Here is a 12200-nt window from a genome sequence, read left to right as displayed (position 1 = left end):
GGACCGCGTCGCATGGATCAATTCACTCTGGTGGACGCCGGTGTCGCGGGCATCGTCATCATTTCGGCCCTGCTGGCCTATTCGCGCGGTTTCGTGCGGGAGGTTCTGTCCATCGCGGGCTGGGTGGCGGCGGCGATCGTCGCCTTCCTCGTGGCCCCCTCGGTCGAGCCGATCATCTCGGAACTGCCGGTCATTTCCGACATTATCGGCGGATCGTGCCAGATTGCGATCATCGCCGCATTCGGCATCGTGTTCGTCCTGGCGCTGGTGGTCATTTCGCTGTTCAGCCCGCTGATCTCCGGCACGGTTCAGAAATCGGCGCTCAGCCCGATCGACAGCGGTCTGGGCCTGCTGTTCGGCGTGGCGCGCGGTCTGCTGTTGGTGGCGATCGCCTTCGTGATCTACGATCAGGCGCCGGTCAGCGACAGTGCCATCGCGATGGTGGACAATGCAGCCAGCCGCGATCTGCTCGCCGCGCTCAAGGACTGGGTGATCGACCTGCTGCCGACCGAGGTGCCGCCCCAGATCGTCGAGAGCTACGATCAGCTGATGGGCCGCTGCTCCAGCTGAATTGGCCAAAGACCAGCCTGCCGGGGCGCGAACCCGCCCCGCCCCGGATATCGTTCACATTGACGTGCGGCGCGACACAGTCAGGTGGTGACAAGCAGGTGACGCGCAGCTACAAGGCGCGAAAGTCATCGCAAAGCGCGCCTGTGGGAGACTTCGCCATGTCCACGATCCCTGATTTTCCAGCTCACCCATTCGACGCACGGGGTGACGACAAACCGCGTGAGGAATGTGGCATCTTCGGTGCGACAGGCGTTTCGGACGCGGCGAATTTCGTCGCCCTCGGCCTGCACGCCCTGCAACATCGGGGGCAGGAGGCTGGCGGCATCGTCAGCTTCGCACCCGGTATCGGGTTCTCCTCCGTCCGGCGGTTCGGCTATGTACGCGACAACTTCACCTCCGCCAAGGTGATGGAGCAGTTGCCCGGTCAGATCGCCTGCGGGCATGTGCGCTATTCCACCGCCGGGTCCAAGGGCGCCGCGATCCGCGACGTGCAGCCGCTGTTCGCGGAATTCGCCATGGGCGGCTGTGCCATCGCGCATAACGGCAACCTGACCAATGCCGAGGCGCTGCGCGCGGAACTGATCGACCGCGGCTCGATCTTCCAGTCGTCCAGCGATACCGAATGCATCATTCACCTGATGGCGCGGTCCATCCAGCGTTCCATCCCCGAGCGGATGAAGGACGCCCTTCGCCGGGTCGAAGGTGCGTTCAGCGTCATCGCCATGACCCGAACCAAGCTGATCGGCGTGCGCGACGCGCGCGGCGTGCGCCCGCTGATGCTGGGCCGCTTGACCGGCGGCGGCTGGTGCCTCGCGTCCGAGACCTGCGCGCTCGACATCATCGGTGCGGAATTCGTGCGTGAGGTTCAGCCCGGCGAGATGGTGATCTGCACCCCCGACGGCATCGAATCCTCCTTTCCGTTCGAGGCGAAGCCCAAGAAGTTCTGCATTTTCGAATATGTCTACTTCTCCCGCCCCGACAGCGTGATCGGCGGGCATTCCGTGTACGAAACCCGGCGTCGCATCGGCGTGGAGCTGGCGCGTGAGGCCCCGGTCGAGGCCGATCTGGTTTGCCCGGTGCCGGATTCGGGCACGCCTGCGGCCATCGGTTATTCGCAGGAAAGCGGGATTCCCTACGCGATGGGCATCATCCGCAACCAGTATATGGGCCGGACCTTCATCGAGCCGACAGCGGAGATCCGCAATATGGGCGTACGGTTGAAGCTGAACGTCAACCGCGCCCTGATCAAGGGCAAGCGGGTCATTCTGGTCGACGACTCGGTCGTGCGCGGCACCACCAGCCAGAAGATCAAGGACATGGTCCTGGACGCGGGCGCGGCGGAGGTGCATTTCCGTATCGCCTCCCCCCCCACTCAGTGGCCATGCTTTTACGGCGTGGATACCCCGGATCGGGAAAACCTTCTGGCCGCGCAGATGACGGTGGAGCAGATGCGCGATCACCTTGGCGTGGCCAGCCTCAGCTTCGTCTCGATGGACGGGCTTTACCGCGCATGTGGTGAGAAGAAGCGCGCGGCGGAACCGCAATTCTGCGACGCCTGCTTCTCCGGCGATTATCCCGTGCGCCCCAGCGACGTGGTCGATTCCGGCCGTGTGAAGCTGAAGGCGGATGCCTGATCCCGTCCTCTTTCGCGCACATCACTTCCTGTGCGCGTTGGGGTTCGAGGGTAAGGGCTATTCCAACGGCTTCGTCGCCAACATGGCGCAAATCGTCCAGCGTCTGTGTGACGCGCCCGACACGATGATCGAGGTGATCGCGCAGACCGACGACATCTGCGCCCCCTGCCCCAAGCGCCGCGATACCTCCTGCCTCAGCCAGACGCGCATCATGACGCTGGACCAACGGCATGGTGCGGCATTGGGTTTGCAGGCTGGCGATCGGTTGAGCTGGGCCGAGGCGCAGCAGCGGATGCGTGACAGGATCACACCAGATACATTGGAGCGGATCTGTGCAGGCTGTGCCTGGCTGGATCACGGCATGTGTCGCAACGCCGTCGCGCGCCTTCACCAACCGGCCTGAGCGAGCGGAAGCCCCAAACGCAAAACGCCGCCCCGGATGGAGCGGCGTCTGAGATCGTTATGGGGTCGGATCAGCGGCGGGCGATTTTGAAGCCTGCCGTGACGATCAGCGCCGCAATCACCAGCTTGACCAGATCGCCGATGATGAAGGGCGTCATGCCCGCAGCGACCGCACCGTTAAAGTCGAGCCCGGTGGCCGCGTTGAGGTACAGCACGCCCGGCACATACAGCGCCACATTCGCCACGAAACCCGCGATCAGCAGGCCGACGAGGGTCTGGCCGGACACACGCTCCGCCATGAAGCCTGCAATGCCGGCCATCGCAACGAAGCCGTAGAGGAAACCAGCGGTCGGGCCGAACAGGGCTGCACCGTTCATTCCATTGGCGAAGACCGGCAGGCCCATCGCGCCCTCGGCCAGGTACAGCGCCAGAGCGGCCGCACCGCGCCATGCGCCCAGGCTCAAGCCCACGAACAGGATCGCCAGCGTTTGCAATGTCATCGGCACCGGGAACATCGGCACGGAGATTTGCGCGGCCATCGCCACGATCATCGAGCCGCCGACGATCAGTGCAGCGTCACGCAGCATGGAGTTAGACTGCCACAGCGTTGCGGCCATAGGGGTTTGACGGGTCATAGAGAAAATCCTCGGCTGAATTATGTTGCCACAGGTCTGCCGTTCCTGCGGCACAATGTCAACGTGCAGGGTGACTTGCGCCGGTCGAAGAAGCGGGGCAGAAAGCCGCCCATGACACAGGAAACCACACAGAATCTGGCCGGGCGCATCGTGCTGGTCACCGGGGCCTCACGCGGGTTGGGGCGCGGTGTCGCGATCGCTGCCGCGGCGGGCGGGGCGCATGTCGTGGCGCTGGCACGCACCGTCGGCGCGCTTGAGGAACTGGCAGACGAGATCGACGCCCTGCCCGGCGGCGTGACGCTGGTGCCGCTCGATGTTACGGACGATGCGGGCTTGCAGCGCATGTGCCTCGCCCTGCATGAGCGTTGGGGCCGGGTCGATGCCTGGGTTCATACCGCGATCTATGCCGCGCCGCTGTCGCCTGCCGCGCATGTCGCGGTCAAGGAGCTGGACAAGTCCATCGCGACCAATGTGCGCGCCGCGCAACGTCTTGTAACGATGGTGGAACCTCTGCTGAAGGCCTCCGATAGCGGGCACGCGATCCTGGCCGACGATCCGGCGGCGGGAACAGCTTACCATGGCGGCTATGGCGCGTCGAAGGCAGCGCAGCGCGCACTGTGGCAAAGCTGGCAGGCCGAGACGCAGAAGCTGGGGCCGAAGGTCACGCTGCACGTGCCCGCCCCGATGGCCACTGCGGTACGGGCGCGGTTTCATCCCGGCGAAAACCGGGACGTGCTGGCAGATGTTCGTGCCGAGGGGGAGAAGCTGGTCGCGCTTTTGTAGCCGCGATCAGTACTCGTTATCCTTGAACCCGGAGCGTTTGCGCAGTTTCGTGGCGCGGTGCACCTTGCGATCGGCATAGGGGTTGTCGCGCTTGCGCAATTCCAGTCGGATCGGCACGCCCTGCATGTCAAAGTCGCGGCGCAAGCCGTTGACCAGAAAGCGTTTATAGGCCGTTGGCAGATCCTCCGGCAACGAACAGAACGCGATGAAGGTCGGCGGGCGCGATTTGGCCTGCGTCATGTAGCGCAAGCGGATGCGGCGACCGCCCGGTGCGGGGGGCGGATGGCTGGCGACCATGTCGATCAGCCACTGGTTCAGCTTGCCGGTCGAAATCCGCTTGTTCCAGATCTCATGCTGCTTCTCGATCGCCTCACGCAGGCGGTCAAGCCCGCGCCCTGTCAGGGCGGAGACGGTAATCAGTGGCGTGCCGGACAGTTGTGGCAGCAAGCGGTCGAGCTGTTCCTTCATGCTGGCCAGCTTTTCGGAGCGGTTGTCCTCGGCGTCCCACTTGTTCGCGGCGAAGACGACGGCGCGGCCCTCACGCTCGGCCAAATCCGCGATGCGCAGGTCCTGGCTCTCGAACGGAATGGAGGTATCGAGCACGACCACCACGACCTCCGCGAACTTGACCGCGCGCAAACCGTCGGAGACGGAGAGTTTCTCGAGCTTCTCCTGCACCTTCGCCTTGCGCCGCATTCCGGCAGTATCGAAGATGCGGAATTCGCGCTGGCCCCAGGTGGTGGACACGGCGATGGAATCGCGGGTGATCCCAGCCTCGGGCCCGGTCAGCAGACGATCTTGGCCCAGAATCTTGTTGATCAGGGTGGACTTGCCGGCATTCGGGCGCCCGACGACGGCGATTTGCAGGGGGCGGTCGCTGGGATCCACGCCCTCCTCCAGATCGGTTTCGGCGACTTCTTTCTCGAACTTCCTGGCCCATGGCTCCAGCATGGAGCGCAGTTCGTCCATCCCCTCACCATGTTCGGCGGAGATGGCGATCGGCTCTCCCAATCCCAGGGTGTAGGCTTCGTAAAAACCGGCATCGCCGGCGCTGCCCTCGGCCTTGTTCGCGGCGAGGATGACGCGGCCATTGGCGCGCTTGCGCAGGATGTCAGCAAAGACGAGGTCCTGGCGGGTGATTCCGGTGCGGGCATCGACAATGAACAGGCACAAATCGGCCTCGGATACGGCGCGTTCGGTCAGCGCGCGCATCCGGCCAGGAAGGCTCTCATCATCCGCCTCCTCCAACCCTGCGGTATCCATCGCGGTAAAGCGGAGGTTGCCGAGCCGCGCCGCACCCTCTCTCAGGTCACGGGTCACGCCGGGCTGGTCGTCCACCAGCGCGAGGCGTTTGCCCACGAGCCGGTTGAACAGCGTGGATTTGCCGACATTCGGACGACCGACGATGGCGAGGGTAAAGGACATGAGCTCACTCGAATGATGCGAAGCGTGGGCTTTAACGCCTTTGCGACCCGATGGAAAGGGGGCGGCGTTAACGGGGCGGTAGGGAATCGGGCAGATGGTCGTGACGAAGGAGAACGCCATGCTGATCTATCTGGCAATCGCGATTGCCGCAAACTCGGTCGTGACGGGCGGATATGTACCGTTGCCGCCCGAAAGGCCCGTGCGCGGCGATCTTGCCGCCGGATCGTGGGCCCGGGGCAGGAAAACCGTGCGTCCCCGATGGCTCAGGTTGCCATGGCGCACCGGATCGGCACAGGTCCGCCGGGGCGGAGCTGCTTCATTGCGCCGGGTTTCTAACGAAAGGCGTGCAGCGTGCCGCTGTTGGACAGCACGTAAAGGGTGTTGTTGATGACAGCAGGCGCACCCGCAACACCATCCGCCACGTCGAGGCGGCCAAGGGAGCTGCCATCCGTGGGCGAGAAGACCTGTACCCCGTTGTGACCGTTCGCAACATAGACTTGCCCGCCTGCAACGACCGGCCCGCGATAGCGTGCGGCGAGGTCGTCATCGCGCGGGTTGAGCAGGTTCAGCTGCGTGCGCCACACCACCGCGCCTGTCGAGCGGTCGAGGCGGATCAGCTCCGCCTGATCGGTCACGAAGAAGACGCCCTGTCCGACCACGGCGGCGGCATCCTGCGCCCCGTCCGGGTGGGTCCAGTTGCGGCGGCCGGTGCGCGCGTCAATGGATACAAGGCTGCCGGACTGGTTGCCGGCAATGACATCCACGTCACCGAACACCGGATCGCCGGTCACATCCCCGATGGACGACCGGGCAAGCCCGCGACGCCCCGCCGTGATCGCGGCGGCCCATGCCCGCCGCCCGTTCCGCGCGAAGGCCGCGACCAGCTCACCTGAGGAGAAAGGCAATACCACCAGTGCCCCGTTGCTGGCCGCCTGTGCGCCACCCAGCACACCCGCGTCACCGCGCGCACCTGTCAAACGCCACAGGATTTGCCCGGTCTGCACGTCATAGGCCGTGGCGACGTCGTTGCGCGCAACCGCGATGACCCGGCGACCGGCGACGGTCGGGGGCGCGCGGAACGGGGCGTCAGCCTGCTGTTGCCACTGCACGGCACCGGTCGTGGCGTCGAGGGCATAGATCTCACCAAACCCGGTGGTGACGAAAACGGACCCTTGCCCCAACGACACGCCCCCGCCGAAACCATCGGATTCGGGCTGTCCCTGCGCGACCAGAGAACGGCTCCACAATCGTTCACCGCTGGGTGAGGTCGCGGTGATCTGCGCCCTTGCATCCAATGTGTAGATCGCGGTGGCGTTTCCTACGGGACCGGACGTGATGCGGGCATCCTTTCCGCCGCCCTGGCCCACGGATACGGCGAAGACGCGGCTCGGCGCAGTTCCCAGGGCGGGGTGGGGTACGAGATGGCTCTCACTGCCGCCCTCATGCGTCCAGGCTGCATTGGGTGACGCGGGAGGCAGCGCGCCGGGGGTCGCGCCAGTGCTGACGACATCGTGAGGGCGCACGGCGATGCGTTCACCTTGCAGGATCTCCTCGTCATCGCCGCAGGCGGTCAGAAGCAGCGCGCCGAGCGCAAGAAGCGATGCACGAAGGATCATGGTTCAGTTCCCGTCAATCTGGCCTTGCGGCGTGGTCAGTTCGGCTGCACCCGGAGTGCCACCCGTCGCGATAATCATCTGCGTCACCCGGTCCCGCAGCGCCGCCGTGGCGAGCGGATCGCCCAGAATGAACCGGAAATCGTCATGCGCGGATTTTATGTTACCGGCCTCGACATGGGCCAGCCCACGTTGTTCCAGTGCAAGCAGGCTCATCTGGCTGCCCTCGTCGATCACGGCGCTCAACGCATCGATTCGCGCCTCCACCGGGGGCAGCGCGCCGGGAACAACGGCCCATTTCAACGTGGCCAGCGCGGTATAGAGCGGCGGCAGATCGGGGGCGTTGCGCAAATCGTCCAGCAGGGCCGACGCCTGGACGGGCTCACCCGCCTCGACAAGAGCCTGCGCGCGGGCGAAGGCTGCGAGCGCCGCAGCATCGCCATCGGCCTCAATGGCATCGAACGCCTCGGCACGCTGTTGCGGATCGGATTGCAGACGCGCCTGATCCAGCGCCAGACCGAAGGATTCCGCGCTCGTCCGGGTGGAGGCTTCGCGATACTCGTTATACGCGGCCCCCCCGACGATCCCCAGAACCACCACGACCGCGATCCAGCCGTAGCGGCGCGCGTAGGTATAGAGCTGGTCGCGGCGGACCTCTTCGCTCACTTCGTCGATAAATGAATCGGTATTGCTCACCGGAAGCCTCACTCTGTTTTCTGCGCGACACTAGCCGACAGGGGCGAAGGGTGCAAAGCGGTTTCCCCCGCCGCTTGCCTTCACCCCGTCGATGAACGAGATTGCCGCATGGCCTGACGGGAGATTTTCGCCGTGATCATCTATGGACTGAACACCTGTACGGTAAGCCAGCGCGCGCGCAAGACGCTGGAGGCCGCAGGGCATGACGTGACCTTTCGCGATATCCGAGAGGAACCGATGAGCGAGGCCGAATGGGCGGAACTGATCGCTGAATTCGGTGACGCGCTGGTGGATCGAAAGTCGAACGACTGGCGAATGCTCAGCGACTGGCTCAAGCATTCCGAGGTGGAGGACCAGCTGGCCGCGAAGCCGAAGCTGATGCTGCGCCCGGTGATCCGCGATGGCGATTCCCTGTATCTGGGCTGGAACGAGGATGTCGAGCGGGCGCTGGTCGCAAACTGACAGCCCTGTGTTGTGGGGGACGCGCGCGCGGCTGATGCAGTACTGATACCGTTCAAACCGCGCGCGCAGGGCGTTCGCCCCTCAGAACAGGGCGTGGCCGATCAGCCCCAGCGCGCTGAGCACCAGGACCGCCAGGGTGGCGATGGTGCCGTACATCCGCTGCCAACCCGGCGCATCCTCGGAAATGAAGTGCATCGCGTGGATCAGACGGCCCAGCGTCAGCACGATACCAGCGATATGAACAGCCAGTGCAGGCGCACCCTGCAAAGCCATGATCGTCAGCATTATCAGCGCCATCGGCACATATTCGACGAAGTTCGACTGACCGCGCTGCGCCCGGATAAGCGGCATATAGCCCCCATCCCCGATGGAGATTTTCCCCTCGCTGCGTTTCTTGCCGACGTTCACGGCAAGCCACAGGAGGATGAACGTGTTGAATGCGGCATAGAGCGCCACGGCGTTCAGGGCGTTGTCTGTCATGGGATATCCTGTCCAGGCTGAAGTTCAGCATACAGTGACAGGAACGCGATCATACGCAAGCCCCGGCAGGGGCATGGCAGCGCGCCGTCGGTCGGCGCGCTGCGAGGGATCATTCAGCGATGCGCGCCGAAATGATCCGGTCGGGATCAGCCACGGAGCCACCACGGCCCGAGCCGCGCGTGATGCCGTTCACCACATCCATACCTTCGGTCACTTCACCCACGACGGTGTACTGGCCGTTCAGGTGCGGCGCGGGGGCGAACATGATGAAGAACTGCGAGTTCGCGGAATCAGGATTCTGCGAGCGTGCCATGCCCACGACGCCCGGCTCGAAACTGCGGTCGGAAAACTCCGCCGGCAGATCGCCCATGTCGGAGCCGCCGGTGCCTGCGGGGCAGGATGCGCCCTCGACACCGCATTCCACATCGCCGGTCTGGGCCATGAAGCCCTCGATCACCCGGTGGAAGGCGACGCCGTCATAGGCCCCGGTTTGCGTCAGCTCGACAATGCGTTCGACATGCTGGGGTGCCGCCTCGGCGTCGAGAGCGATGGTGATCTCGCCGCTTTCCATTTCGAGGACCAGATCCTGTGCCGCCAGCGGCGTGGCCAGCACAGCCGCCAGAAGTGCGAGGCGCGCGATCATACCGTATCCCCCATGCGCACGGTGATCATGCGGTCGGGATCGGTCACGGCACCGGAGCCGCCTGCCCCGCGCTTGATCTTGTCCACATGCTCCATGCCTTTGATGACCTGGCCGAACACAGTGTACTGACCGTTCAGGAAGGCACCCTGATCGAACATGATGAAGAATTGCGAGTTCGCGGAATCAGGGTTCTGCGACCGCGCCATTCCGGCGGTTCCACGCTCGAACGGCACCTTGGAGAATTCGGCCGGCAGATCGGGCAGATCGGACCCGCCGGTGCCCGCGCGACGGGGATCGCCGCCTTCCTTGCCATGCTCCACGTCGCCGGTCTGGGCCATGAAGCCGTCGATGACGCGGTGGAACGCAACGCCGTCATAGGCCTTTTGCGCAACGAGGGTCTTCATCCGCTCGACATGCTTGGGCGCGACATCCGGCATCAGTGCGATATGCACCTCGCCTGCGGGCAGCGTGATGATCATGGTGTTTTCGGGCGTAGCGTCGGCCATGCGGGTCTCCTCGCGTTTTCGGTTCGCGCCTTATGTAGGGGCGCGGGCGCGGTTAGGCCACCCTTGCGCGGCGGGGATCTGGTGCAAAGCGGGTGGGCGGTGCTATCCGAGCCGTTCGCGCAGGGCATCCTCGACCGCCTGCGGAACGAAGGAGCTGATATCGCCGCCCAGACGGCAGATTTCCTTGACCAGACGCGACGCGATCGCCTGATGCTGCGCATCCGCCATCAGGAAAACCGTTTCGATGTCGTTGTCCATCGCCCGGTTCATGCCGACCATCTGGAACTCGTACTCGAAATCGGAAACCGCGCGCAGCCCGCGTATGATCATGTTGGCGCTGACATCCTGCGCGCAATGGATCAGCAGGTTTTCGAACGGATGCACGACCAGTTCGCATCCCGCGGCCTTGGCCAGGGGGGTGACTTCGGCCTCGATCATCGCGACGCGTTCCTCCAGGGTGAAGAGCGGCCCCTTGTCGCGGTTGATCGCCACGCCGATCACCAGCCTGTCCGTCAGCTTCATCGCGCGACGGATCACGTCGAGGTGTCCAAGGGTGACCGGATCGAAAGTTCCGGGGTAAAGGGCAATACGCATGTCAGCTCCCATCGGGCTTGTTTTCGTGACGCAACAATATTGCGCAGCGCAGGTCAAGCGGGGAAGCGCGAAATCTAGCACAAGAGGATTCCGGTTGACGTAGCACTATTTTGGGAACAGACACCTTTTTACAACATTTCCGCGGGGAGCGAAGCATCCTCGCATGAATATGAAAGGGATCGTGATGAGCGACACCTACTCCCCCCCGGCAAGACAACGTGTGCGGATCATAACCTTGCGGATCGCGCTGCTGATGGCGGTTCCGCTCATCATATTCAGCACGCCCGCCTGGGGGAACGAGACGCTGACGCTGGAAATCTTCGAGAATATCGGCATCCTGCTGCTGATCGGCGGGGTGATCGGGCGGTTGTGGTCGATCCTCTATGCCGGTGGGCGCAAGAACGAGATGATCGTGCAGGTCGGGCCATATTCGATCTGCCGCCACCCGCTTTACCTGTTTTCGACAATCGCGATGCTGGGTCTGGGCATGATGCTGGGCAGCATCGTGTTGACGGTTCTGCTGACGGGTACGGTCTTCGTTGTTTTGAGTGCAACCGCGCGTCGTGAGGAAAAGCACCTGCGGGCGAAATTCGGGGCCGCCTATGACGAATATGCCTCGCGCGTGCCGCGGATCCTCCCCAGCCCCTTCGCCTATGTCTCACCTCGCGAAGTGACGGTGAACCTTAGCGCATTTCACAGCACCATGCTCGACGCAGTCGGTTTCCTGATGCTGATCCCGTTTGCGGAATTCGTGGAATTGCTGCGCGAAGTCCAGTCAGTCCCGCATTTCGTGATCTGGTAACGGCGGATGAAACGAAGGTCGCGCGGGCGCGACAGTTAATAGGAGCGTCTCTCAATAGCCACGGATCATGTCGGACAGGGCGGAATTCTCGTTCTCGACCTCACCCAGGCGCGCCTTGACCACATCCCCGATCGAGATGATTCCAACGACCGCGCCGTCATTTCCACGCACAGGCATGTGGCGGAACCGTCCGCCGGTCATGCGGGTCAGCACGGCGACGGCCTCATCCGAGGGGGTGCAGAACTGGACCTTGGCCGTCATGATGTCCATCACGGAATCGGACAGAGCCGCGGCCCCGCGTGCCCCAACCTCACGCACGATATCGCGTTCAGACAGGATGCCCCGGATCGTGGCCCCATTGTCGTCGGAGACGATCAGCGCGCCGATTTTCTGCGTGGAAAGCTGCTGCGTGGCCTCGGATACAGACGCACTCGCAGGGATGGTCTGGACCCCAGCCGCCTTGGACGTCAAAATGTGCTGTACGAGCATCATGGTTCCTCCTGCTTTGCTCAACTGTGACGCAGGTGTCACGGAGCCGTCAAGCAAGCCGTCACGTCCTCGTGAAAATTGATGCTTTACGGATCTGACGCAACGTGATGAACGTTACATACCCATGAAACGTATTCGCCCACTGATGTCTGTTCTGCTTGCCACGGCGATCCTGCTGCCGCTGACGCCTGCTGTGGCGCAGGTGGATTGCATCCCGCCGCAACTGGACACGCAGAGAGGATGCATCTGGCCCGAGCAATTGGGCCTGGCGGTCATTCTGGGGCAGCCCCTGCGGGGGGCGGCCATCCTCACCGTGCTGTCGGCCGATCTTGTCGGACCGAAATACGAGGAGGAGTTCACCTATTACCGCGTGGGGGATTCAAGCCTGGTTCTGGCCCTCGAAGGGGAAAATCTGGTGGTGCGGGACATGTTCTACATCTCCCGCTGAGCCACCCCCGCTGAGCCC

The 12200-nt window shown here is 63.9% G+C and carries 16 protein-coding genes; 7 read left to right on the top strand and 9 right to left on the bottom strand.

Annotated elements, in window-relative coordinates; genetic code table 11:
* Positions 1-12 precede the first annotated feature (12 nt).
* The 3 genes from H1S03_RS04025 (at position 13) to H1S03_RS04015 (ending at position 2607) form a co-directional block, all read left to right on the top strand.
* Entirely contained in the window at positions 13-570 is a 558-nt protein-coding gene (locus H1S03_RS04025) for a CvpA family protein (protein WP_185803263.1), read from the top strand.
* Positions 571-728: 158 nt separating this feature from the next.
* Positions 729-2204: an amidophosphoribosyltransferase gene (gene purF, locus H1S03_RS04020; protein WP_166192016.1), complete on the top strand. Its 1476-nt coding sequence runs from the start codon at positions 729-731 to the stop codon at positions 2202-2204.
* Positions 2197-2607, top strand: coding sequence for a DUF1284 domain-containing protein (locus H1S03_RS04015; protein WP_185803262.1), 411 nt, complete (start codon positions 2197-2199; stop codon positions 2605-2607). Before purF ends, H1S03_RS04015 begins: the two co-directional genes overlap by 8 nt.
* A gap of 70 nt (positions 2608-2677) precedes the next feature.
* On the opposite strand, the gene H1S03_RS04010 is transcribed toward H1S03_RS04015, so the two are convergent.
* Entirely contained in the window at positions 2678-3241 is a 564-nt protein-coding gene (locus H1S03_RS04010) for a biotin transporter BioY (protein ID WP_240910337.1), read from the bottom strand.
* Between the two features lie 111 nt (positions 3242-3352).
* Here H1S03_RS04010 and H1S03_RS04005 point away from each other — a divergent pair, with 111 nt between their 5' ends.
* Positions 3353-4024 (top strand): SDR family NAD(P)-dependent oxidoreductase, encoded by a 672-nt coding sequence (locus H1S03_RS04005; protein WP_185803261.1) that lies wholly within the window; start codon positions 3353-3355, stop codon positions 4022-4024.
* A 6-nt stretch (positions 4025-4030) separates the two neighbouring features.
* On the opposite strand, the gene der is transcribed toward H1S03_RS04005, so the two are convergent.
* The 3 genes from der to H1S03_RS03990 form a co-directional block, all read right to left on the bottom strand.
* Positions 4031-5449 carry a ribosome biogenesis GTPase Der gene (der, locus tag H1S03_RS04000; RefSeq protein WP_185803260.1) on the bottom strand — a complete coding sequence of 473 codons (1419 nt, stop codon included), beginning with the start codon at positions 5447-5449 and terminating at the stop codon, positions 4031-4033.
* 332 nt (positions 5450-5781) lie between these two features.
* Positions 5782-7065, bottom strand: a complete 1284-nt coding sequence (locus H1S03_RS03995; protein ID WP_185803259.1) for a PQQ-like beta-propeller repeat protein — start codon at positions 7063-7065, stop codon at positions 5782-5784.
* 3 nt (positions 7066-7068) lie between these two features.
* A complete protein-coding gene (locus H1S03_RS03990; protein WP_185803258.1) occupies positions 7069-7758 on the bottom strand; it encodes a tetratricopeptide repeat protein in 690 nt (229 codons plus the stop codon).
* 132 nt (positions 7759-7890) lie between these two features.
* Here H1S03_RS03990 and H1S03_RS03985 point away from each other — a divergent pair, with 132 nt between their 5' ends.
* Entirely contained in the window at positions 7891-8220 is a 330-nt protein-coding gene (locus H1S03_RS03985; RefSeq protein ID WP_185803257.1) for an ArsC/Spx/MgsR family protein, read from the top strand.
* Between the two features lie 81 nt (positions 8221-8301).
* Here the strand turns inward: H1S03_RS03985 and H1S03_RS03980 are convergent, their stop codons facing one another.
* The 4 genes from H1S03_RS03980 to coaD all read right to left on the bottom strand — a co-directional run bounded on the left by H1S03_RS03980 (position 8302) and on the right by coaD (position 10443).
* Positions 8302-8700, bottom strand: a complete 399-nt coding sequence (locus H1S03_RS03980; RefSeq protein ID WP_185803256.1) for an MAPEG family protein — start codon at positions 8698-8700, stop codon at positions 8302-8304.
* Between the two features lie 109 nt (positions 8701-8809).
* A complete protein-coding gene (locus H1S03_RS03975; protein WP_185803255.1) occupies positions 8810-9343 on the bottom strand; it encodes a peptidylprolyl isomerase in 534 nt (177 codons plus the stop codon).
* Complete coding sequence (locus tag H1S03_RS03970; protein ID WP_185803254.1) at positions 9340-9849, bottom strand: peptidylprolyl isomerase; 510 nt, start codon at positions 9847-9849, stop codon at positions 9340-9342. The genes H1S03_RS03975 and H1S03_RS03970 overlap by 4 nt, the downstream gene beginning before the upstream one ends.
* A gap of 102 nt (positions 9850-9951) precedes the next feature.
* The gene (gene coaD / locus H1S03_RS03965) at positions 9952-10443 is read right to left on the bottom strand and encodes a pantetheine-phosphate adenylyltransferase (RefSeq protein WP_166192049.1); all 492 of its coding nucleotides are present in this window, start codon (positions 10441-10443) and stop codon (positions 9952-9954) included.
* 184 nt (positions 10444-10627) lie between these two features.
* On the opposite strand from coaD, the gene H1S03_RS03960 reads away from it, so the two are divergent.
* Positions 10628-11245: a methyltransferase family protein gene (locus H1S03_RS03960; protein WP_185803253.1), complete on the top strand. Its 618-nt coding sequence runs from the start codon at positions 10628-10630 to the stop codon at positions 11243-11245.
* 51 nt (positions 11246-11296) lie between these two features.
* On the opposite strand, the gene H1S03_RS03955 is transcribed toward H1S03_RS03960, so the two are convergent.
* Positions 11297-11734 (bottom strand): CBS domain-containing protein, encoded by a 438-nt coding sequence (locus tag H1S03_RS03955; RefSeq protein ID WP_166194181.1) that lies wholly within the window; start codon positions 11732-11734, stop codon positions 11297-11299.
* A gap of 124 nt (positions 11735-11858) precedes the next feature.
* Here H1S03_RS03955 and H1S03_RS03950 point away from each other — a divergent pair, with 124 nt between their 5' ends.
* Entirely contained in the window at positions 11859-12182 is a 324-nt protein-coding gene (locus H1S03_RS03950) for a hypothetical protein (RefSeq protein WP_185803252.1), read from the top strand.
* Positions 12183-12200 lie beyond the last annotated feature (18 nt).

The sequence above is a fragment of the Pontivivens nitratireducens genome (genome assembly GCF_014235845.1).
GTDB classification, from domain to species: Bacteria; Pseudomonadota; Alphaproteobacteria; order Rhodobacterales; family Rhodobacteraceae; genus Pontivivens; species Pontivivens nitratireducens.
The sequence above is the reverse complement of the archived record's forward strand: the minus strand, read 5'-3'. Positions and strand labels throughout refer to the sequence as shown.